This window comes from Frankia sp. CgMI4 (assembly GCF_001756285.1).
GTDB classification, from domain to species: Bacteria; Actinomycetota; Actinomycetes; order Frankiales; family Frankiaceae; genus Frankia; species Frankia casuarinae.
On record NZ_MAQZ01000090.1, the window covers coordinates 1 to 21,164 of the forward strand.

At 70.5% G+C, this 21,164-nt stretch carries 22 protein-coding genes; 13 read left to right on the plus strand and 9 right to left on the minus strand.

The window, feature by feature from the left end; all coding sequences use genetic code 11:
- Nucleotides 1-63: 63 nt before the first annotated feature.
- The gene (locus Manayef4_RS16450) at nucleotides 64-591 is read right to left on the minus strand and encodes a transposase (protein ID WP_023840382.1); all 528 of its coding nucleotides are present in this window, start codon (nucleotides 589-591) and stop codon (nucleotides 64-66) included.
- A gap of 277 nt (nucleotides 592-868) precedes the next feature.
- Between Manayef4_RS16450 and Manayef4_RS16455 the strand changes: the two genes are divergently transcribed.
- Nucleotides 869-1,159 (plus strand): nucleotidyltransferase domain-containing protein, encoded by a 291-nt coding sequence (locus Manayef4_RS16455; protein WP_035912985.1) that lies wholly within the window; start codon nucleotides 869-871, stop codon nucleotides 1,157-1,159.
- Nucleotides 1,149-1,520, plus strand: a complete 372-nt coding sequence (locus tag Manayef4_RS16460) for a DUF86 domain-containing protein (protein WP_011436320.1) — start codon at nucleotides 1,149-1,151, stop codon at nucleotides 1,518-1,520. The genes Manayef4_RS16455 and Manayef4_RS16460 overlap by 11 nt, the downstream gene beginning before the upstream one ends.
- 382 nt (nucleotides 1,521-1,902) lie before the next feature.
- On the opposite strand, the gene Manayef4_RS16465 is transcribed toward Manayef4_RS16460, so the two are convergent.
- Complete coding sequence (locus tag Manayef4_RS16465; RefSeq protein ID WP_070132186.1) at nucleotides 1,903-2,244, minus strand: MerR family transcriptional regulator; 342 nt, start codon at nucleotides 2,242-2,244, stop codon at nucleotides 1,903-1,905.
- A 64-nt stretch (nucleotides 2,245-2,308) separates the two neighbouring features.
- On the opposite strand from Manayef4_RS16465, the gene Manayef4_RS16470 reads away from it, so the two are divergent.
- The gene (locus tag Manayef4_RS16470; RefSeq protein WP_070132168.1) at nucleotides 2,309-3,172 is read left to right on the plus strand and encodes an LLM class F420-dependent oxidoreductase; all 864 of its coding nucleotides are present in this window, start codon (nucleotides 2,309-2,311) and stop codon (nucleotides 3,170-3,172) included.
- Here Manayef4_RS16470 and Manayef4_RS26390 read toward each other — a convergent pair.
- A complete protein-coding gene (locus tag Manayef4_RS26390; protein ID WP_023840384.1) occupies nucleotides 3,165-3,290 on the minus strand; it encodes a hypothetical protein in 126 nt (41 codons plus the stop codon). The two genes, Manayef4_RS16470 and Manayef4_RS26390, sit on opposite strands and share 8 nt — an antisense overlap.
- A gap of 282 nt (nucleotides 3,291-3,572) precedes the next feature.
- Here Manayef4_RS26390 and Manayef4_RS16475 point away from each other — a divergent pair, with 282 nt between their 5' ends.
- On the plus strand, nucleotides 3,573-4,154 hold the full coding sequence (locus Manayef4_RS16475) for an NAD(P)H-dependent oxidoreductase (protein ID WP_070132169.1): 582 nt from the start codon (nucleotides 3,573-3,575) through the stop codon (nucleotides 4,152-4,154).
- Between the two features lie 464 nt (nucleotides 4,155-4,618).
- Here the strand turns inward: Manayef4_RS16475 and Manayef4_RS16480 are convergent, their stop codons facing one another.
- Complete coding sequence (locus Manayef4_RS16480; protein ID WP_070132170.1) at nucleotides 4,619-5,902, minus strand: L-2-hydroxyglutarate oxidase; 1,284 nt, start codon at nucleotides 5,900-5,902, stop codon at nucleotides 4,619-4,621.
- Nucleotides 5,903-6,018: 116 nt separating this feature from the next.
- Nucleotides 6,019-7,905 (minus strand): glycoside hydrolase family 15 protein, encoded by a 1,887-nt coding sequence (locus tag Manayef4_RS16485; RefSeq protein WP_070132187.1) that lies wholly within the window; start codon nucleotides 7,903-7,905, stop codon nucleotides 6,019-6,021.
- 398 nt (nucleotides 7,906-8,303) lie between these two features.
- On the opposite strand from Manayef4_RS16485, the gene Manayef4_RS16490 reads away from it, so the two are divergent.
- Nucleotides 8,304-8,633 carry a hypothetical protein gene (locus tag Manayef4_RS16490; RefSeq protein WP_254665698.1) on the plus strand — a complete coding sequence of 110 codons (330 nt, stop codon included), beginning with the start codon at nucleotides 8,304-8,306 and terminating at the stop codon, nucleotides 8,631-8,633.
- 11 nt (nucleotides 8,634-8,644) lie between these two features.
- Here the strand turns inward: Manayef4_RS16490 and Manayef4_RS16495 are convergent, their stop codons facing one another.
- On the minus strand, nucleotides 8,645-9,112 hold the full coding sequence (locus Manayef4_RS16495) for a PGPGW domain-containing protein (protein WP_011436327.1): 468 nt from the start codon (nucleotides 9,110-9,112) through the stop codon (nucleotides 8,645-8,647).
- 342 nt (nucleotides 9,113-9,454) lie between these two features.
- Here Manayef4_RS16495 and Manayef4_RS16500 point away from each other — a divergent pair, with 342 nt between their 5' ends.
- The 3 genes from Manayef4_RS16500 to fabI all read left to right on the plus strand — a co-directional run bounded on the left by Manayef4_RS16500 (nucleotide 9,455) and on the right by fabI (nucleotide 12,059).
- Nucleotides 9,455-9,937, plus strand: coding sequence for a cation:proton antiporter regulatory subunit (locus Manayef4_RS16500; protein ID WP_070132171.1), 483 nt, complete (start codon nucleotides 9,455-9,457; stop codon nucleotides 9,935-9,937).
- A gap of 28 nt (nucleotides 9,938-9,965) precedes the next feature.
- Nucleotides 9,966-11,153, plus strand: coding sequence for a cation:proton antiporter (locus Manayef4_RS16505; protein WP_070132172.1), 1,188 nt, complete (start codon nucleotides 9,966-9,968; stop codon nucleotides 11,151-11,153).
- 132 nt (nucleotides 11,154-11,285) lie between these two features.
- Nucleotides 11,286-12,059, plus strand: a complete 774-nt coding sequence (fabI, locus tag Manayef4_RS16510) for an enoyl-ACP reductase FabI (RefSeq protein WP_023840387.1) — start codon at nucleotides 11,286-11,288, stop codon at nucleotides 12,057-12,059.
- Nucleotides 12,060-12,132: 73 nt separating this feature from the next.
- Here the strand turns inward: fabI and Manayef4_RS16515 are convergent, their stop codons facing one another.
- On the minus strand, nucleotides 12,133-14,880 hold the full coding sequence (locus tag Manayef4_RS16515) for a pyruvate dehydrogenase (protein ID WP_070132173.1): 2,748 nt from the start codon (nucleotides 14,878-14,880) through the stop codon (nucleotides 12,133-12,135).
- Nucleotides 14,881-15,146: 266 nt separating this feature from the next.
- Nucleotides 15,147-15,440: a DUF167 domain-containing protein gene (locus tag Manayef4_RS16520; protein ID WP_070132188.1), complete on the minus strand. Its 294-nt coding sequence runs from the start codon at nucleotides 15,438-15,440 to the stop codon at nucleotides 15,147-15,149.
- Between the two features lie 170 nt (nucleotides 15,441-15,610).
- Between Manayef4_RS16520 and fabG the strand changes: the two genes are divergently transcribed.
- Nucleotides 15,611-16,327, plus strand: a complete 717-nt coding sequence (gene fabG / locus Manayef4_RS16525) for a 3-oxoacyl-ACP reductase FabG (protein ID WP_070132174.1) — start codon at nucleotides 15,611-15,613, stop codon at nucleotides 16,325-16,327.
- A 77-nt stretch (nucleotides 16,328-16,404) separates the two neighbouring features.
- Here the strand turns inward: fabG and Manayef4_RS16530 are convergent, their stop codons facing one another.
- The gene (locus tag Manayef4_RS16530) at nucleotides 16,405-17,463 is read right to left on the minus strand and encodes a cation diffusion facilitator family transporter (protein WP_070132175.1); all 1,059 of its coding nucleotides are present in this window, start codon (nucleotides 17,461-17,463) and stop codon (nucleotides 16,405-16,407) included.
- A 271-nt stretch (nucleotides 17,464-17,734) separates the two neighbouring features.
- Here Manayef4_RS16530 and Manayef4_RS16535 point away from each other — a divergent pair, with 271 nt between their 5' ends.
- The 4 genes from Manayef4_RS16535 (at nucleotide 17,735) to Manayef4_RS16550 (ending at nucleotide 21,042) form a co-directional block, all read left to right on the plus strand.
- Entirely contained in the window at nucleotides 17,735-18,823 is a 1,089-nt protein-coding gene (locus tag Manayef4_RS16535; protein WP_254665697.1) for a hypothetical protein, read from the plus strand.
- 92 nt (nucleotides 18,824-18,915) lie between these two features.
- On the plus strand, nucleotides 18,916-19,368 hold the full coding sequence (locus Manayef4_RS16540; RefSeq protein WP_011436336.1) for a deaminase: 453 nt from the start codon (nucleotides 18,916-18,918) through the stop codon (nucleotides 19,366-19,368).
- A gap of 265 nt (nucleotides 19,369-19,633) precedes the next feature.
- On the plus strand, nucleotides 19,634-19,939 hold the full coding sequence (locus Manayef4_RS16545) for a hypothetical protein (RefSeq protein WP_023841911.1): 306 nt from the start codon (nucleotides 19,634-19,636) through the stop codon (nucleotides 19,937-19,939).
- Nucleotides 19,936-21,042, plus strand: coding sequence for a ferrochelatase (locus Manayef4_RS16550; protein WP_070132176.1), 1,107 nt, complete (start codon nucleotides 19,936-19,938; stop codon nucleotides 21,040-21,042). Before Manayef4_RS16545 ends, Manayef4_RS16550 begins: the two co-directional genes overlap by 4 nt.
- The last annotated feature ends 122 nt before the right edge of the window (nucleotides 21,043-21,164 follow it).

Below are 21,164 nucleotides of genomic sequence, written 5' to 3' on the forward strand. Positions count from 1 at the left end.
GGCTTGTGGGTGGAAGGCAGAACAGGCAGGTCGAAGAGATCGGACCAGCGGTTCGCGCAGAACTTAGTGGTTGTCGACGATGACGAACACTCGGTCCGCCTTCTTGTACCGGTCCTGGGCCATGATCTGGCCGAGCAGGGCCATGAACGGGGCGATGCCGCTCGTCGGCGGGGTAGTGGCGGTGATCTGTCCGGTGTGGACGTCGAGCGCGGCGAGCAGGGCGAGCGCGCCGTGGCGTTCGTACTCGTGCTCGACCCGGATGACCCGCCCCGGGGCGGGTGGAGCGGTCGGGTGGATCCGGGCGCGGGCCTGGATGGACGGCTTGGCGTCCACGGAGATCACCCGGTCGTTCGGGCCGAGCGGCTGGCCCTGGTAAAGGTCGAGGACGACGGTGGCCTTCGCGGTGAACTCCGGGTCCCGCGGGAAGATCCAGCTTTGGTAGCGCCAGGGCTTGACCGGATGCTCCGCGAGGATCCGTCGCACGCTGGAGGCCGAGATGTCCCCGGTCAGGCCGCGACGGGTCAGCTCGGCGCGCTCCAGCTCGCTGATCCGCCGCGGCCGCCCCGAGCGGGGCCGGTCGCAAAGCCCCACGCATGGAACTGGCTCGCCGACGATGACCGTCCCAACTGGGAAGCCTGGTCCGAATGGTCACCCTGGCATGAGATGCCGCCAGTTGGCTAACGCGCTACCTCCCCGAACAAGAATTCGTAGCCCCGGACGTGTGCCGCGTGACCCGTCCGGAAGGTGATCTCTTGGGCGCACCGCTGGTCGCCCCGGCCTTCTTGTTCCTCGGACGGGGTCAGGTCACCTCGTTGGAGGCGGTGTCCGAGCCGTGCGGTCGTGGCTGCCTGGAGGCGATAATGGCGAGGTGACCGTCGACCTTCGTGACAGCCGGATCGCCGAGGTGTGCCGACGCTACGGGGTCGCCGAGCTCTCCGTCTTCGGCTCGGTGGCTCGTGGCGACGACACCGACTCCTCGGACGTCGACCTGCTGTATGTGCTGGCGCCCGACTCGAAGCTTGGCTTCGAGATCGTCGATCTTCGGGACGAGCTCGAAAAGATCGTCGGTCGGCACGTCGACCTGGTACCCAAGTCCCGGCTGAAGTGGGTCATCCGCGACCGGGTACTCGCGGAGGCTCGGGTCCTCTATGCGGCGTGACGAGCTCTACCTCGTCGACATGATCGAAGCGGCGGCTGCCGCGACGACGTTCGTCCAGGACGTCGACGAGGCCGCCTTCCTGGCGAGCGACCTGATCCAGAGCGCCGTTCTGCAGAAGCTCCTGGTGATCGGCGAGGCAGCCGGTCGAGTCTCGCCCGAGATCCGCGACCGCTGGCCGGATGTGCCGTGGCGGTCCGTCACGGGCTTCCGCAACATCGCTGTTCACGCGTACTTCGAGGTCGACTGGTCAATCGTGTGGCGCATCGCCACGACCGCGCTGCGCGAGCTTCAGGAGCAACTGGCAACGCTCCTGAAGGCAGAGTTCCCGCTCGTCGCCAGTCAGCTCGATCAGCCGCACTGACCGCGGGTACATCGCCCCCGGGTGCGGACGTTCTGACCATCACCCCTCCTCGGCGCGACCGCGACCCGAKCACGGGCACATTCAGAGGCGGAAGAGGAGGGTGGACGCGACCACGGTGCCCAACGCGCACGGTCACCAGGAAGCCCGGAAGTGCCCGGAACCGCCAGGTGTTCGGAACACGTGTTCTACCCGGTAGGCGATGTTCCGGTCGGCGTGGTCACCGAGCATCGTCCCTGTTCGGGGCACGTGTGGCGACCGGCCGGACGGTGATTTCAGGGCCAGCAACCAAGATTGACCGGTTCTTATCGTGGTGCGTTAGGTCCACTAGTATCGGCGGCTGACGGGTTCTGCGCCCCGGAGGCCCGGCTACTTCCTGTGGCGCTCAGGCCGCGAGCATCGTCGAGATCAGGAAACGTGCGCGATCGAGGTACGCGGCCTGTAGCTCCAGCCGGTCCAGCTCGCGGCGCAGTGTCGCCGACAGCTGGGCACACGGCACGATCCGCRGCGTCGCGTCGATGGTGCAGGGCAGCACCTGGCGGATCGTCGCCACCGACAGTCCGGCGCCGAGCAGCACCTGGATCCGGGCCACCGTCTCCACCGCGGACTCCGGGAAATGGYGGTAGCCGTTGGCGCCGCGCTCCGCCACGAGCAGTCCGTTCTTCTCGTAATGGCRCAAGGACCGCACGCTGGCGCCGGTTTGTGTCGACAGCTCGCCGATCAACATCAGGACCAGCCTCCAGCCCTCGCTCTTGACCCTGACACTGATGGCAGACTCTACGGTGCGACGCATGGATATCGGGATCTTCACCGCGGTCACTGACGAACAGATCAGGCCTGCTCAGCTCGCCCGGGTGATCGAGGAGCRCGGCTTCGAATCACTGTTCGTCACCGAGCACACCCACATCCCCGCCCGACGGGAGACACCGCACCCCGAGCTTGGCGAGATTCCCCGCGACTACTACCGAAATCTTGATCCTTTCGTCAGTCTGACGGCCGCGGCGACCGCGACCACCCGGTTGCGCGTGGGCACCGCGGTCGCGCTCGTGGTCCAGCGGGACCCGCTCCTGTTGGCGAAGGAAGCGGCCAGCCTGGACCTGGTCAGCGAGGGCCGTTTCGAACTCGGCGTCGGCGCCGGCTGGCTGCGTGAGGAGATGCGCAACCACGGCACCGACCCGGCGACTCGAATGGCGCTGATGCGGGAGCGGCTGGCCGCGGTGAAGGCGCTTTGGACCACCGAGGAGGCGGAGTTCCACGGTCGCTTCGTCGATTTCGATCCGGTCTTCCAGTGGCCCAAGCCTGTGYAGCGACCGTATCCGCCGGTCTGGATCGGGGGATGGGGCCCGACGACCTTCCGCCGGATCATCGCCGGGCGCGACGGCTGGCTCACTCCACCCCTTCCGGTCGACCAGCTGATCCAAGGCCTGGACGAGCTGGCCGAGGAGGCGGACCGGGCCGGGGTGGCGACGCCACCGGTGACCGTTCCGCTCATGGATCCCGACGAGGCCACGCTCGAGAGGCTGCGCGCTCGTGGTGTCCGTCGCGCCCTGTTCGGGCTGCTCACCATCACCGACGCCGACGCGACGCTGCGCGCGCTGGACCAGCTGGGACCGCTGRCCAGGGCCGGAGGCAGCGTCAAGCAGCCAACTACCTGACCATGGTCGTGCTGTCCAGAGCGGACATGAACACACCGGCCAGGAGCCCGACGAGGACCACCCGGGTTGCCGTCCGGCTGAGTTCCGGCCCCTGGGTGGGCGCGGCCAGTGCTGGCATCCTTACTCTCCCTCGAAGCGCCCTGCTGCATCTGGTGACGGGCGGTGACCTCACAGAGCCTGCAACCTCCACCATGGTTGAGGTCAACGGAGCCGAGAAGTGGCGTTCGGGATGCTGTCGCAGCGGCCCCGGGCCGAGTCGCTCATCTTTCCCGTGTATCGCCCGTACAGCAGCTCGCCCCACTGTCCGGGGGCCTTGACTTCAATCATGGTTGAGGTTTTAGAGTTCCGGGCGCCTGCTGGCGAGAGCGGATCTCGCCGATCCGCGGAATAGGGGACTTTCATGCTCGATCAGCCCACCAACCTCGCGGTAGTTATTGGAAGCAACAGGGTAGGACGTTTCGCCCCGGTGGTCGCCCAGTGGTTCATCAAGCAGGTATCCGCCCACGATTCGATCGTCACGAGCGTCGTCGATCTCGATGACGTCAGGCTGCCGGAGAGGCTGGGTACCTCCAGCGGTCCAGAAGTCGCGGAGCTAGCGGACGTCACCCGGCAGCTTGCCGCGGCCGACGCCTTCGTCGTGATCACCCCCGAGTACAACCACAGTTACCCGGCCGTTCTCAAGAATGTCATCGACTGGCATTACACCGAGTGGCAGGCGAAGCCGGTGKGTTTCGTTTCCTACGGCGGCCAGGCGGGCGGCCTGCGCGCGGTGGAGCACCTGCGCCAGGTTTTCGCCGAGCTGCACGCGGTCRCCATCCGCGATACGGTCAGCTTCCACGGTGCCTGGGACCGGTTCCACGCCGATGGCACGCCCAAGGATCCCGAAGGCTGCAACACCGCTGCCCAGACCCTGATCAGGCAACTCGAGTGGTGGGCGGTCGCGCTCGCGGAGGCCAGGGAGAAGCGTCCCTACACGGTGTGAACGGCGRCCCTGCGCGGGTCTGCCGGTATACCGCCGTCGACGCATCCCGACGGCGGTATACCGGTGTCCGGTCCCTTCGGACGCGCCGCCCGGGGCGGGGGAGCCTCCGCTCCGGGCGGCCGGTCCCACCACGCCATTGCGCCATCCTCGACCAGAGGTCACATCGGCCTCAAGGAGCGAGAGGGAATCTGGACCCGGTCCGGGTTGATCGCTCGAGGACAGGGGAGGACCGTGTCCCGGGAGCTGTCCGACTTCCACGACTGGTTTGAACTGCGGAGAGCCGCCAATACCTGTGTGGAATCAAGCGGTCACGGCGACGCGTGCTTCGCCAGTAAATCGTTGAAAACCTCGACCGGCTTCGCCCATCCCAGCGTCTGCCRTGGCCTGGTGGGCGGCCGCGTCGGGTTTGATGCACGGGTTGCCGCGGGATTGTCAATCTCGGGCTTGTCGGTTTCTCAGGCCGGTCAGCTGGCCCGTTCAGGAACGATTTTGCTGACGATGTGCTCAGCGATCGCCAACGACGCCGTCGCGCCGGGAGATGGCGCGTTACGGACATGCACGACCCGCCCGTTGTGGGACAGGACGAAGTCGTCGACGAGGCTACCGTCGCGGGCGACGGCCTGGGCCCGGACTCCCGCGGGGCCACGAACCACGTCGGTGGCCMGCAGCTCGGGGACATAGCGCCGGGCCTCGGCGACGAAGGCCCGCTTGCTCGCCGTGCGCAGCATCTCCTTGGCGCCGGTCTTCCAGTGGGTCTTCGCCATCTTGTGGAACCCCGGCCAGGCGAGCGTCCGTCGCAGGTCAGCGCCCTGGACGGTGCCGACCGTGTACCCCTCTCGGGCAGTGGCCAGCACCGCGTTCGGCCCGACCAGGATCTCCCCGTCGATGCGCTTGGTGAGATGGATACCGAGGAAGGGATATCGCGGATCCGGAACCGGATAGATCAGCCCATGGACGAGGCCACGCCGCTCGGGGCGCAGCAGCCAGTAGTCGCCCCGGAAGGGAACGATCYGCGGGGAGGCGTCCTCGCCGGTCAGTGTCGCCACCAGATCCGACTGCAGCCCGGCACAGGAGATCAGCAGGTCGAACGGCCCGACGCTTTCGGAGACGACGGCGACCCGGCCACCGTTGCGGGACGCCATCTCGTGATTGCCGTTGGGCCGCGCGCGCGCGGTTCCGGCGACCGTGAGGCGAAGGTGGACGCCGGCTGGACGATCCTCCACCCCGATCACTTCGGCTCCGGTACGCACGGCCCCGCCAGCGGCGACGATCTCGGTACGCAGGGCCCGCGCGACCCCGGGATAGTCGACGATGGCGGTGGTGGGTGAGTGCAGGGCGGCGACCCCGCGGGCGTGGGGTTCGACGGACCGCAGCTCGTCGGCGTCGAGCATCCGGGTCCGCGGTACGCCGTTCGCCGTCGCCCGCTTCTCGATCTCGGCCAACCGTTCGAGCTCGCTGTTGTCGACGGCGACCACGATCTTGCCGCACTCGTCGTACCGGATACGGTGCGTGGCGCAGAACTCCCGCAGCAGCCCGACCCCACGGCGGCACAGGGTCGCTTTGAGCGAACCTGGGACGTAGTAGAGACCGGCGTGGACGACGCCGCTGTTGCGGCCGGTCTGATGCCGGGCGATGTCCTGTTCCTTCTCGAACACCGTCACGGCCGATCCCGGTTCGACCTGCCCGAGCCGACGGGCGACCRCCAGCCCGAGAATTCCACCGCCGATCACCGCGATGCGACCTACCACGCCCGTCCCCTGTCCGTCCGTCGAAAACGTGAATCCCGATCACGCCGATCGTACGAATCCAGTATCGGCGTGCACGGTATGTTACGAGCCGGTAGTCAGTCGGGTGTCCCGCGGGCTCAGCCGAAGAAGTGGCCGGGCGGGTGGGCCCGGTCGGTGCGCGAGCGCGGTGTGCCGCGCAGCGCGTCGGTGAGYGTCCGCGCGGTGTTGACCAGGGGGACGTGGCTGAACGCCTGCGGGAAGTTGCCCGTCATCCGGCCCAGCCTGGGGTCRTACTCCTCCGCGAGGAGCCCGACGTCGTTACGCAACGACAGCAGGCGTTCGAACAGTTCCTGAGCCTCGTGGACCCGCCCGGACAGGGCGTAGTTGTCGGCCAACCAGAAGGTGCAGGCCAGGAAGGCGCCCTCGCCCGCGGGCAGTCCGTCGACCGCGCCGTCCTCGGCCGTCGGATACCGCAGGACGAACCCGTCCTCCMTCAGCTCCCGCTCGATGGCGGCGACTGTTCCCACGGCGCGGGGGTCGGTGGCGGGCAGGAACCCCACCAGCGGCATGTACAGCAGCGCCGCGTCGAGTTCCTTGGAGCCGTAGAACTGGGTGAAGGTGTTGCGTTCGGAGTCGAACCCACGGGTACAGACCTCCGCGTGGATCTCGTCCCGCAGCGCCGACCAGCGGTCGACAGGGCCCGGTAGCCGGGACTCAACGATCCCGCGTACCGCCCGGTCGGCCGCGACCCAGGCCATCACCTTCGAGTGGACGAAGTGGCGGCGGGGGCCGCGCACCTCCCAGATGCCCTCGTCGGTCTTCCGCCAGCCGGTCTCGAGGAAGTCCATCAGCTTGGTCTGCAGCGGCCAGGAGTCGTCCGCATGGCTCTCGGTGATGGTCTGCCCGCCGGGGAGCGCCAGCCCAGGCACGGTCTGGCGACGGTTGGCGACCGCGACCCGCGCGACATGCAGGGCGTCGAGGACCTCGCCGTAGACGTCGAGCTGGAACTGGTCGACGGCGGCGTTGCCGACCCGCACCGGGGCGGAGTTCTCGTACCCCGGTAGCCACGGGATCTCGTATTCGGGCAGCCGGCGTTCCCCGGCAACGCCGTACATGATCTGTACCCGGGAGGGGTCACCGGCGACCGCGCGCAGCAGCCACTCCCGCCATGCGGTCGCCTCGCTGGTGAACCCGGCGTCGAGCAGGGCGAGCAGCGTGATCGTCGCGTCCCGAAGCCAGCAGTACCGGTAGTCCCAGTTGCGCACGCCGCCGATGTGCTCCGGCAACGAGGTCGTGACGGCGGCGACGATCCCTCCGGTCGGGGCGTAGGTGAGCGCCTTGAGGGTGATCAGCGACCGGCGGACGGCCGGCTGCCACTGGCCGTCGTAGGTGCAGCCCGCCATCCAGTCCGACCACCACGCCTCGGTGAGGGTGATCATGCGCCGGACGTCGTGGGACGGCGGGGGAGTCTGATGGGAGGGGGTCCAGGTCAATGAGAACGGTACCGACTGGCCGGCGGCGACGTGGAAGTCGGCGTAGGTGGCCATGTCGTGCCCCTCCATCGGGGCGGTCGTCCGCAGGGTGACCGCATCCGGCCCGGCCACCGCCGACATGGTGTGCTCGTCCACCCGGCGGACCCACGGCACGATGGAGCCGTAGTCGAAGCGAAACCGGGTCTCCGATCGCAGGTGGACCGCGCCTTCGAGGCATTCGACCAGGCGGAGCACGGTGTGCGTGCCTGCGCGGGGAAACATCGCGTCGACGATGCGCACGGTGCCGGACGCGGTCGTCATGTCCGTCTCCAGGACCAGCGTGYCGCCCCGGTAGCGCCGGCTGACGCCCAGGACCGGCTCGACGGGAGCGRTCTTCCAGTGGCCCGCCTCGGAGTCGCCGAGCAGGGCGGCGAAGCACGACGGCGAGTCGAATCGGGGCAGGCACAGCCAGTCGATCGACCCGGTGCGCGACACGAGCGCCGCGGAGTGGGTGTCGCCGATCAGCGCGTAGTCCTCGATCAGGGATGGCACGACCTGTTCCTCGCTCCCATGGTCCACTGGTTGTGATCATCGCTGGATCGATGATCGTCGAATAATTGATGATCATCGAGGTCGATGTCATCGGGGTCGCCCGCCGTTGGGCGCGATCGCGGGCACAGCGCCGCCGGTCGACGGTGAACCGGTACGAGCACGCCGCGCAGCGGCGGGCCGGCGGTCACCCGTGGCGGAGGTCGCTAAGCCTCATGAGGGCGTTTACCTTACGGACCCGCTCGGCGGACTACGTTGGGGGTCCGGTCATGGCGGTGCTCCAGCCGTCGTCCGGACCAGATTTCCTTCCCCGATGTGACAGGACTCACCACGTGGCCCCACCGTCGTCACCTGCTGCCGCCCGTGCCGCTCGCTACCTGGCCGACCCTCGGCGCCGGACGATGGTCGTCGTGGCGGTACTCGCCACCATCGGCCTGATCGTTTTCGGGATCTACGCGACGTTGGACGGGCCGCCGCCGCAACAGGAGGCCGTCGTGTACTTCGCCCCGGGAGCCACCGAGGCGCAGAAGGACGCGGTGCGCGCCGCGTGCCCCTCGGTGGGCAGGGCCATCCAGCTGCCGAAGGACCGCAACCAGCTGGCCACCAGCCGGATCTATCCGCTGCGGTACGACGTCGCGAAGGCGTCGACCGCCGACCGCGCGGCCCTGTACAAGTGTGTGTACGCCCAGCCGCACGTACTCGGAATCAATCAGGTCACCCAGGGCCAGTAGATTTTCGCCCATCAGGATCGACTCTTCTCCAGCTCCCGCCGGGCGAGGAGTTCGGCGGGCGTGGGCCGGCCGGCATCGCGGGCCTCCTTCGTCTGCCAGAGACTCACGATCATGGTGGTCAGGATGACGAGCCCACTGAGGATCAGGCTTCCGCCGGACCACCCGGAGGACGCGGGAAGGGTGTCGACCACGATCCACGCGATTCCCGCAGCGATCATCCCCAGCGCGAACAGAATCGTGAACGCCGACGAGAACCGGTTCGCGGCCGCCTGATCGGCGAGGTCGGCGGCCTTGCGTCGGGCCTGCTCGAAACGGCTGCGCGCCCACTCGTACTCCAGACTCAGGATGAAGAACCCGAGCGCCACGACGAGGAATCCCGGACCCGGCAGCGCCAACATCGCGATCCCGAGGCCGAGGACGCCGAGACCCAGTACGGTCAGGGCGATCCGGCGGAACAGGCGGGCGCTTCGGGTCAGCACGTCGGGTAACCCTCCTGAGTGGATCGTGGGCGGGGCGAGGAGAGGGTGCTCTACTGCGACGCTGCTCTACTGCGGCATTGTCCTACTGCGACGTTCTTCCGTCATAACGCGTCACGCAAGAACATCGTGGCGGGGATCTCCTCGACCTCCTCGACCGATACGTGTCGTGATGCCGACACGCCGACGGAGCGCGCGGATCCGCGGATCCCCGCGCTCCGTGGGGTAGGGGCCGGGCGGGCACACCGTCCAGGCGCGGTCGCGGATGGTTGACTACTGTGTGATGGGGCTGGTCATCTGGGCCTTCGTGGGAAGGCAGGCCATCGGAGCGCCGGAGAGGTTGCTGTGGAGATCGAGGAGACCGCGCTGCCTGGCATCGGGCTGCGGCATGACTTCGCGACGCGCAGCGGCCGCCGGCTCGGAGTCGTGTCCCATCATCACGGGCGCCGGGACCTCGTGATCTATGACGCGGACGACCCGGACGCCTCGCGTGAGTCCATCGCGTTGACGCCGGAGGAGGGCGACGTGCTCTCCGAGCTGCTCGGTGCCCCGCGCATCGTCGAGAAGCTCGCCGACCTCAACCGTGCCTTCGCCGGGCTCGTCGGTGAGCAGATCGTGATCCTGCCCGGCTCGCCCTACGTGGGCCGCGAGCTCGGGGACACCCAGGCCCGTACCCRCACCGGCGCCTCCATCGTCGCGGTCGTCCGCGACCAGCAGGTGCTCGCATCCCCGCGGCCGGACTTCCGATTCGAGGCCGGAGACGTCGTCGTTGTCGTCGGTACGCCGGAGAACACCGCATCCGTCGGTATGTTGCTCCGCAACGGCTGACGCGGGCAGGGAGGGCAGTCGGGACCGCGTGCACTCCACCGCGACGACCTTCCTCGARCTCGGCGGGATTCTGTTTTGCCTAGGAGTCCTCGGGCATCTCGCGCTGCGCATCAGTGTCTCACCGATTCCCCTGTACCTGGTGGGTGGGCTGGCGTTCGGCCGGGGTGGCCTGCTGCCGCTCGGTGCCAGCGAGGAGTTCATCGGGGTCGGCGCGGAGATCGGGGTCGTCCTCCTGCTGCTTACCCTCGGTCTGGAGTACACCGCCGACGAGCTGCTGTCCGGGCTGCGCAGACAGGCGCCGGCCGGGGTGCTCGACCTGGCGCTCAACGCCACCCCCGGGGTCGTCGCCGCGTTCCTCCTCGGCTGGGGCCCGACGGCGGCGGTCGTTCTGGGTGGGGTGACGGCCATCTCCTCCTCGGGGATCATCGCGAAGGTGCTGGGGGACCTCGGGCGGCTCGGTAACCGGGAGAYGCCAGTTGTTCTGTCCGTCCTCGTGCTCGAGGACCTCGCCATGGCGGTGTACCTGCCGGTTCTCACCGCGTTGCTGGCCCATCACACGTTCGTGCGCGGATCGCTGACCGTGGCGATCGCGCTCGGAGTCCTGGTGGCGGTGCTCTACATCGCGCTGCGGCACAGCGAGAAGGTCACCCGGCTGGTCTTCAACCCGAAGGCCCACCGCAACGACGAGATCCTGCTGCTCCGGGCCCTGGGGCTGRCCCTGTTCGTCGCCGGGGTCGCCCAGCGTATGCAGGTGTCGGCCGCGGTGGGTGCGTTCCTCGTCGGCATCGCCCTGTCCGGACCAGTCGCCGAGGGTGCAGAGGAGGTCCTGCGGCCGCTGCGCGATCTGTTCGCGGCGGTCTTCTTCGTCTTCTTCGGCATGCAGACCGATCCCGCTGAGATCCCTCCGGCGCTGCTCACCGGGTCCCTGCTCGCGATCGCCGGAGTCGCGACAAAGGTCATGACGGGATGGTGGGCCGCCCGCTCGGCGGGAATCGGGACCATGGGCCGGTTCCGGGCCGGGGCCGCCCTCGTCGCACGCGGCGAGTTCTCGATCGTCATCGCGGGCCTCGCGGTGGCGGCCGGCCTCGAACCCCGGCTGGGCCCGCTTGCCGCCTGTTACGTGCTGCTGATGGCCGTCCTCGGCCCGCTGGCGGCCCGGTTCGTCGAACCGGTGATCCGCACGGCTCGGCGGCTGCAGGCCGCCCGGTCGCCCTAGCGCCGAGCGGGCGGGTGGTGGGCGGGCAACGGTGGACGGGCTGCGGGCGACGGCATCCGCCGCTGACGGCGGGGACGACTTCCCGGCAGCGGTGTCGCTACCGGGACGGCGATGTTTGGGAGTATGCAGCCCATGAGCGGACTTCTCGAAGGTAAGCGCGTTCTCGTCACCGGTGTTCTCACGGAAGCCTCGATCGCATTCAGCGTCGCCCGCATCGCCCAGGAGCAGGGTGCGGCGGTGGTCCTCAGCGGATTCGGGCGGGGGTTGTCGCTGACCCGCCGCATCGCCAAGAGACTGCCCACCCTGGCGCCCGTCGTCGAGCTGGACGTCACCGACGAAGAGCATCTCGCGGGGCTGGCCGGACAGGTGCTCGAACATGTTGACGGCCTGGACGGCGTGCTGCACGCGATCGGGTTCGCGCCCGAATCGGTGCTCGGTGGGAAGCCGTTCGTCGAGGCGGCCTGGTCCGAGGTCGGCACCGCCCTGCAGATCTCCACCTGGTCGCTGGCGTCGCTCACCCGGGCCGCCCTGCCGTTGTTCGCCGAGAAGGCGTCGATCGTCGGCCTGGACTTCGACGCGTCCGTCGCCTGGCCGTCGTACGACTGGATGGGCGTGGCGAAGGCCGGCCTCGCCTCCGCCACCCGCTACCTCGCCCGTGATCTGGGACCCCGGGGCGTGCGGGTGAACCTCGTCGCGGCCGGCCCGCTGCGGACCATGGCGGCCAAGAGCATCCCGGGCTTCAGCCAGTTCGAGGAGGTCTGGGACGGCCGGGCGCCGCTCGGCTGGAGCGTCCACGACACCACGCCGGCCGCCCAGGCCTGCGTGGCGCTGCTCTCGGACTGGTTCCCGGCCACCACCGGCGAGATCGTCCACGTCGACGGCGGCGTGCACGCCGTCGGGATCTGAGCACGGCGGGCCGTCGGGGTCCGGGCGCGGCCGGGGTCCCGGGATCCGGGTACGGTGGGGTCCCTGGCCCGGATCAGCCTGCCGTCTCGTCCAGCAGGTCCAGGGCCGTTCCGACGATCGTGTCCAGCTCCACCGGTGGGCGGCGACGGTGGTCCCGCGACGAGGCCGTGTCCCGCCGGGCAAGGCTGCCGCTACCGGCGTGGCCGCCGGCGCCGGAGGCCGATGAGCCCGGGTCGGTGTCCCCCGGTGGCCCTCCCGGTGGCCCTCCCGGCGGCCCGGAGGCCTCCGRCAGCGGCGCGCTCGAACCGAGGGCGGAGATGGGATCTCCGTGGACGCCGGCGAGGAAACTCAGGGCACGGGGGTCCCCGTCGACCACCGTCACGATCGGGGTGCGCCGGTCCGCGGGGAACACCTCGGTGAGCAGGGCGTCGGAACCCTCGGCCAACCCGCGCCGGGCCTGCAGCGCGTGGAACATCGCGTTCGGGGAGGTCACGCACACGGCCGTGATCTCCCGGCCGAGGCCGGCGCGTAGCTCCGCTGCGGCGTGCAGCACCTCCGGCATGACCGCACCCACCCCGACGAGGGTGAGCGCGGCGTCGGGACCGCCCTCGTGGAGCCGGTACCCCCCGGCGAGGACCAGGGCCCGGCGTCGGTGCCGTTCCAGCGCGTCCACGGGGACCTCGGCGAGGCGCTGATCGACCTGGCGGGCGGAGAGCCGGATCACACAGGAGGTGCCGTCGAGGCGGGCCAGCCCGCCGAGGCCGGCCAGCAGGCACCAGGCGAGATCGTGCGCGAAGGCCGGTTCCCAGGTCGCGGCCACCGGGGCGGGGACGACGTTGCCACCGTTCCAGGCCAGGTTGCGGACGACCGGGTCGAGACCGGTGTCCGCCACGGCGAGCATCGATCGGGCGTCCGCGGTGGCGCCGGCCATCCAGCCGGGCAGTACCCGTCCGGCCGCCACCTCGTCGGCGACTCCGATGGGCAGCAGCGGCAGACCCTGGCGGCTCCAGGCCACTCCCAGCGAGGCCAGCACCCCGCCGAAGGCCGTGGCCGACAGGCCTCCGGCCACGTGCCGGCCCGGTTGTTCCCCATCGGTCCGGTCCGCCGCGGCCAGCCAGCCGGCGAGGACGGGGTCGGCGTTGCGCGTACTGATGGTCAGCACCGCGGTGGCTGCCTGGGGCGCGAGCCGGGGTAGGTCCCGCAACATCCCGCCGAATGCCTCCTGGGTGGAGATCCACGCCGGGAAGCGGTGGTCGGAGTCGGTCGGCACGGGTGGTGCCGCGCCGAGCGGCACCGGCACCCGGTCCAGGTAACCGGCGACGTGCCGGGCGAGGCGGTGGGCCGCGGCGTCGTCTCCCGGCCGGAGGACCGGGCGGGTGCCACCGCCGGCGGCCGGCGGCGTGCCCGGTCCGGCGGACGGGGCCGCGGACGCGTGGTCGGYGGTCTGTTCGCCGTGGGTCTGTTCGTCGTGGGAGCGCTCCTCCCGGGCGAGCTCRTCGCTGGTGTAGGCGAACAGGACCGTGGGCCGGTCCGCCGCGACTTCGTCGAAGGCGTCGATCAGCAGGGGAAGGTCGTGGCCACCGAGATCGCGCAGGCAGGCATGGATCTCGTCATCGGTGAGGGTGTCCAGCAGGCGGCTGATGCCGGCGCCGGACGCACCGGGACCGGCGAGCCGGCGGCGCAGGTCGGCTCCGTGGGCCTGCAGCAGCGCGCGGTACTCGCCCATCGGGAGCTGGTCGAGGCGGTTGCGAAGCGCGTGACCGCCGGGAGCCCGGAAGAGCGCTTCGAGGACGCGTCCGTATCGGACGGTGAGCACCTGCCAACCGGCGGCTTCGAACATGCGCGCCGCGCGGGCGGGCTTGCCGATGCCGCCGACCGGTCCGGTCGGCGCGGAGCCGGACACCGTCACCACCCAGAACAGCTCGCCGAGATGAGCGACCCGCTCATCGGTGATCGTTTCCCAGACGGTCGGGTCGTGCAGCTCGGAGTAGTCGATCAGACAGATCTGCCGACCCCGGGGAGTCCGGTCGAAGCGTTCCCCGGCATAACGGCGTGCCAACGCCGCCCAGACCGTCCCGCTCGGTCCGATGTTGCCGGCGCCGAGGGCACGCAACGGCCGACCATCGGGCCCGGAACGGACCCCGTTCGGACGGATCTCACCCGGCCGGACGTGGGGGAGCCGGTAGACGGCGGGGACGGGCGATGCGGCCGTGGTCTTCTCGGCTGCCGTCTTCTCGGCCGTCGGCCTGGCGTGCGCCAGGACGTGATGAACGGCATGGATCAGCGGGGCGGCGCGTGGAGTCACACTGACGCGGTCCTCGGCGCGCAGGGCGTCGAACCACAGCACCGTGGCGATGCTCGACACCGAGGCCACGGCCGCCCGTTCCGACTCGGCGGCGACCGCGGGCCGCTGCCCGGCGCGTTCGTCCCCGTCGATGATCCGGGCCGCGACGCTCCGCAGCCGCCGTTCCACGGCGGCCAGCGCGGCGAGGTCGAGTACGCCACCGGGCGGCCCCGGCATGGCCGGGTCTGGCATGGCCGGGTCTGGGGGCCCCGGGATGGCCCGGGCCGCGGTCGGCGAGGTCTGGGTTCCCACGACGTCGTCTCCGTTCGTCGGTCCGGTCGGGGGGCTGGCGTCTCCCGGCGGACCGCCGCCCTCGGCCCGGTCGTCGTGGGTGACCCGACCGTCGGTCCCCGGCACGGGCGGATCCACGGACCGGGCCGGGACCGGCCCCGCGGCGTCGTCTGGTGTAATGATCATATCCCCCCGGCCGGAGCGCGTGTGCGCCGCCTCCACCGGTCTGACATCGGGCCTGCGCATGACCGGCCTACGTCCCACGACTCCGACCTCCCAAAGTCCGGACGCGCGGTGGTGCGGTGCCGGTCGGAGGTTGCGCCGCCGGCCGGATCGGCGGCGCCCGTCGCCGTCACATGGTGTGTCCGCGTCGGTATCCCACCTTCACCACGGTGGCCGTACCATTTCAGCATCCGCGTTCCATCGCGGTGGCGTTGGCCGTCGTGCGTCAGCCCGGTGATGCCGGAACCGCCCTGCCAGGACTGCCGCGGCGGGACTTGCCGCCCCGGCGGTCAGCCGTCCCGGCCGAGCTCGTCGATCCGGATCCGGAGCGCGGGCTCGTCGACCGCTGCCACCTCGACCTCGACGGCCTTGACCCGGCCGGTCGCGCCGCGGACCAGCCGGACATCTCCCCGGCGCACCCGCAGCGCCGCGCACAGGGCCCGCAGGGCGGCTTCGGTGGCCCGGCCGTCGACGGCAGGCTCGGTGACCYGGACGATCAGCAGCGGGCCGTGCAGCGGGTCCTCGCGCCGGCCGCCCACCGCGGTCCGCCCGGCGCCCGGCTGAACTCGGATCATCAGACGCATGTGCGCATCGTCCCCCCGGATCGTCCCGCCCGTGCGATCGGTCCGCGTGACCGGTTCGGGGCGACACCAGGGAGGACCGCGAGGGTGGCCGAGCCGATGCCGGCCGGCGGTTGAGGCCTCATCGTCGGCGGACACCGGGATTCGACGCGGTGGCCGCTACCATCCGACCCATGGGCGCAAATGAGGGTCGTGTCGCACTGGTAACAGGTGGTAATCGGGGGATCGGCGCCGCCTGCGCCGCCGCCCTGACGGCCGCGGGTGAGCGGGTCGCGGTCGCCAGCCGCGGGGGCACCGCCCCCGCGGGGATGCTGGGCGTCCGTCTGGATGTCGCCAACAGTGAGAGCGTCGACAAGGCGTTCACGGAGATCGAAGCCGAGCTCGGGCCGGTGGAGATCGTGGTGTCCAACGCCGGGATCGTGCGGGACACCCTGCTGGCGACGATGAGCGAGGACGCGTTCCAGGAGGTCGTGGACACGAACCTGCTCGGTGCCTACCGGGTGGCCAAGCGTGCCTCCCGGCCGATGATGCGGCTGCGTCGTGGTCGGCTCATCTTCATCTCCTCCGTCGTCGCCTCCGTCGGCGGCCMCGGCCAGTCCAACTACGCGGCGTCCAAGGCCGGCCTGATCGGCTTCGCCCGTTCCCTCGCCCGCGAGCTGGCTCCGCGCAACATCACCTCGAACGTGGTCGCTCCGGGGCCGATCCGGACCGACATGACCGACGCGCTGACCGAGGCGCAGCGGGAGCAGCTCACCGCCGGCGTCCCCGGTGGCCGCATGGGTGAGGCCGAGGACGTCGCAGCCCTCGTCGCCTTCCTCGCCTCCCCGCAGGCCGGTTACATCAACGGTGCGCTGATCCCCGTGGACGGCGGGCTGAGCATGGGGCACTGAGCTGGGCACGGGGCACTGAGCTGGGCACGGGGCACCGATCCGGCGGCGCCGTGACCGAGCATGATCGGCGGTGCGGCTTAGGGGACCGTCGTGGCGGCGTGGTGGTGGGTGGGGCTGGTGTGGATGGTAGCGGCGGACAGGCGGCGGATGCGGCGCAGCAGGTGGGCTTCGGCGGCGTGGGCGAGGTCGTGAGCGGCGGTCAGGGTCAGGTTCGCATCGACGGTGACGTCGGCTTCGGCGCGCAGGGTGTGGCCGATCCAGCGCAGCCGCAGTTCGCRGACGGCCTCGATGCCCTCGGTGTGCAGGAGCGCCCTGGTGGCTTCGGCGACCACGGCGGGGTCGACGGCGTCCATGAGCCGGGCCCCGACGACGCGAGCGGCGGAGCGCAGGACTCCGAGGATCGCCAGGGTGATCGCCAGGCCGATGGCGGGGTCGGCCCAGTGCCAGCCCACCGCGACACCGGCCGCGCCGAGGAGCACCGCGAGGCTGGTGAGACTGTCGGTGCGGGCGTGTAGGCCGTCGGCGACGAGGGCGGCGGAGCCGATCTGATGGCCGATCCTGATGCGGTAGCGGGCGACGATCTCGTTGCCGAGGAAGCCGACGAGCCCGGCCACGGCGACCGCTCCCAGATGGCCGACGCGCTGGGGGTGCAGGAGGCGGTCGATCGCGGCCCAGGCGGTGAGCGCACTCGACAGGGCGATCATCGCGAGGACGGCGAGGCCGGCGAGGTCCTCGGCGCGGCCGTAGCCGTAGGTAAACCGGGCGGTGGCCGGGCGGCGTGCCACGGTGAAGGCGATGAGCAGGGGCACCGCGGTGAGCGCGTCGGCGACGTTGTGCAGGGTGTCGCCGAGGAGCGCGACCGATCCGGACAGTGCCACGACGGCGGCTTGCGGGGCGGCGGTCAGCCCGAGACCGGCCAGGCTGATCAGGAGGGCGCGGCGGCCGGCGGTGTCGGCTTCCAACGCGTCGTCGATCTGGTCCGCCGGGTCGTGGCTGTGCCCTCCGGCCAGGTCTGACAGGCCGTGACGAAGCCGCGTCCACCGCCCGCTCGCGTGGTGGTCATGCCGTCCGCCGCGCGGGTGCCCGCCGTGCCCGTGCCCTTGGGCGGGGAGCTCATGCTCGTGGCCGCTGTTCATGTTCCGCGACGATAGACGAAAACGATCAATGCGGCATGGTGGCAGCTGCCATTCCATTGCACCTGCGTCCCGGTGCGTACCGCGGGCCGCTGGCGCCGGTTCGGTTGCTCGTCTGTGCTTAGCCCTTAGAGCAATACCCGACGTGAGACACGCGCCTATTCGACGAGGTGGATGGTGCAGTAGCGGGTGGCGGTGCGGGCGAGTCGGGCGTCGGCGTAGACGAGGGCGTTGGCGAGCACGGAAGCGTCCACTACGACCATCACGTCCCGTCATGGTTCCCGCTCAGGCGGAGCCCGGCAGCGGGCCGCCCCGCGAGGAGGTGAGTCCGTCGCGCCGCCGTGACCTACTCGGCACCGGCATCCTTCTTGCCGCCAGCACCGCCACGACTGGCGCCACCAGCCGCGCCGCGCAGATCTCCCGCGCCATCGCCGCGTCCACCCCGGACCCCCTCAGTGTCGCCCAGCTCCACCAGGGCATCCAACGCCTCACCCGGATCTACTCCACGACACCGCACGCGGATCTACTCGGACCCGTCGAACAAGCGTGGGACGATGCGGAAGCCCGGTTGGAAACCAGAGTCACCGGCACCGACCGTCGCGACCTCGAACTCCTCGCCGGCCAATACGCCTTCTACCGTGGTCGACTCGCCTTCGACATGGGCGATGACGACGGCGCGTTGACGTTCTTCGTCCTCGCCGCTCAACACGCCCAGGCAGCCGGTAACCTACTACTTGCCGGATCGGTTGCCGCCATGCGCTCCGCCGTGGCCTTCTTCGCCCGCGAGTTCGAGACCGCTGCGGACATCGCCGCCCAGGCCCAGCCGCAGGCGCACCCCTATATCGTCCCGCTCCTCGCCTGCGCACAGGCCCGCGCCTACGCCATCACCAGCCGCGAAGACGAAGCACTAACCGCCTTGCGGACCATGAATGATCATGTCTGGACCGRCAACCGCCTGCCAGGACCTTCACCGATCGACGAAGAGTCCAGCGAAGCTTTCAATGCGGTGGTACTCGGCTATCTCGGCAAGGGTGACGAAGCCGAGCCACACGCCCGCGCATCGTTGGCGATGCTCAGCGGAACCGGACGGTACGTCAGCACCGCCGGCACCCATCTCGCACTCGCACGGGCCTTCATCCACCGCACCCACCCGGACCCCGAACAGGCAGCCACCGCAGCAAGCGACGCCCTCATGATCGTTGACGGCAAGGAAGTGACCAACGGCCCGACCTTCAACCGGGCCGCCGGTATTTGGCGCACCCTCGCCCGCAACGAGGAGTGGGCACGGCTCGAACCCGTCCGCGACCTGGGCGAACAGGTCTCATCCGAGCGCYGTGCGCTCCCAGCAGGCCCAACCATCTAGATCGTTGCCAAAGTTCTCTACGGGGTCGAGTTCCGGCAGGCGATGGGCTCTTCGACGGTTGCCGGACCCGCCCGAGAAAGGACGAGCCCCTCATGGCCCAGATCGATGACCACCGGTGGATGACGCGGGCCATCGAGCTCGCTCACCGCTGCCCGCCCGCCACCGGTGCCTACTCGGTGGGTGCCGTCATCGTCGGCGAGAACGGCGAGGAGATCGCGTTCGGGTTTTCCCGCGAGGTCGACGACACGGTRCATGCCGAGGAGTCCGCGCTCGCGAAGGTCGCTCCCGATGACCCCCGTCTCGCCACCGCGACGATCTACAGCACACTCGAACCCTGCTCCCAGCGCATGTCGTGGCCACGCACCTGCACCCAGCTCATCCTGGAAGCGAAGATCCCCCGAGTGGTCATCGCCTGGCGGGAACCCAGCCTGTTCGTCGCCGACTGCCAGGGYTACGAACTGCTCGGCGCGGCCGGGGTCACGGTCGTGGGAATGCCCGAGCTCGGCGAGCGGGCCCGCGCCATGAAGGCTCACCTGGCCGTCTGATCATCGGCTGGATCACCCGCGATGGCGTCCGGGTGGGCCGGTGCCCGCCCCGGCTGCCGCGCGGGAGCCGGGGCAGGCGATCTTCTTGCCCGGCGGCGACGCATGTGGGGCGCGCCGACGGATATCGTAGATGGCGCGGCGTCGCCGTGCCGCCACGCCGCTGGCTGATCGAAACCAGGGGCGCGCCTTCCCTCTCAGTTGAGGTGGCTCAGCAGTTGAGGTGGCTGCGGCGGTGCGGTCGGCGCAACCGCGAGGGGGTGGGTCGGTGGGCGTGATCCGGGTGGAACCGTACGGCGGCCGCGACTTCGACGTCGAGGTCGCGGAGGAGACGTCTCCGGGAGTCCGCGGGCTCTCCTTCAACTACCGGGTGCGGGTCGATGACAAGGTGCTCACGGCGGTGGGGCTCTCGCCCGACGATGTGCCGGGCCTGATCGCGTTGGTCCGCGCGTCGTTCGCGTTCCTGCTCGCGCGGGAACCGGCCGGGTCCATCCTGCCCACCTTCGAGCTGTCCGAGATCACCCGCTACTTCCCGAGCTATCCGGCGGAGATCGCCGGCAGCGTGCCGAGATGAGCGGGGCCGGGGCATCGGGGGACGTCGGGGCATCGGGGGACGTCGGGGCATCGGGGGACGTCCGGGCATCGGGGGACGTGGACGCCCTGCTGCTCGTCTCGTTCGGGGGTCCCGAGGGGCCCGGCGACGTGTTGCCGTTCCTCCGCAACGTGACCAGGGGCCGGGACATCCCCGCCTCCCGGCTGGCGGTCGTCGCCGAGCAGTACCACCTGTTCGGTGGGCGTAGCCCCCTCAACGAGCAGAACCGGGCGCTGGTCACCGCGTTGCGTGCGGAGCTGCCCGGGCTGCCGGTCTACTGGGGGAACCGGAACTGGGCGCCCTATCTGACCGACACGGTCGCCCAGATGGCCGCCGACGRCATCCGGCGTGCCGCGTGCTTCGTCACCTCGGCTTTCTCGTCCTACTCGGGATGCCGGCAGTACCGGGAGGACCTCGCGGCAGCCGCCGCCGCGGTGGGGGACCGTGCGCCCGAGCTGGTGAAGCTGCGGCTGTTCTTCGACCATCCGGGGTTCGTGGAGCCGATGGTGGACCGCGGCGTCGCGGCGCTGGCCGACCTGCCGGCGAAGGTGCGTTCCGATGCCCATCTGATCTTCACCGCCCATTCGCTCCCCCTCGCGCAGGCCCGCGCCAGCGGGCGTGGCGAGGGCGCCTACGCTCGCCAGCTGCGGGCCACCGCGGCGGTGATCATCGAGGGGATCGAACGCATCACCGGCGTGCGTCATCCCTTCGACCTGGCCTTCTGCAGCCGCAGTGGATCGCCGGGCGTGCCGTGGCTCGAGCCGGACGTGCGCGATCGGCTCGCGCAGCTGGCCGCGGCGGGGGCCGCCAGTGCCGTGATCATTCCGCTGGGGTTCGTCAGCGATCACGTGGAGGTCCGCTACGACCTCGACGTGGGGGCCCTGGAACGGGCGCGGGAGCTGGGCCTGCCGGCGACGCGGGCGGGCACCGTCGGGGTGGATCCGCGGTTCGTCTCGATGGTGGGAGAACTGATCGAGGAGCTGCGTCGTCCCGGCGGTGTCCGACGGTCGCTGACCGGCCTCGGGCCATGGCCGGCGGACTGCCCCGCGCACTGCTGCGAGCCCCTCGGGCCGCCGCGGACCTGAACCCCCGCGGACCTGAATCCCCGCGGACCTGAATCCCCGCGGACCTGAATCCCCGCGGACCCGAATCCGGGGTGGTCCTGAATCCGGGAGGGTGGGCGAGGGCGGACCGCACGGCGATGCGG

Excerpts from the sequence above, each read along its gene's own strand:
- Manayef4_RS16490 (WP_254665698.1), top strand. The coding sequence starts at position 8,304 with ATGGTCGTCGTGGCGGTACTCGCCACCATCGGCCTGATCGTTTTCGGG.
- Manayef4_RS16460 (WP_011436320.1), top strand. The coding sequence starts at position 1,149 with ATGCGGCGTGACGAGCTCTACCTCGTCGACATGATCGAAGCGGCGGCT.
- fabI (WP_023840387.1), top strand. The coding sequence starts at position 11,286 with ATGAGCGGACTTCTCGAAGGTAAGCGCGTTCTCGTCACCGGTGTTCTC.
- Manayef4_RS26390 (WP_023840384.1), bottom strand. The coding sequence starts at position 3,290 with ATGCCAGCACTGGCCGCGCCCACCCAGGGGCCGGAACTCAGCCGGACG.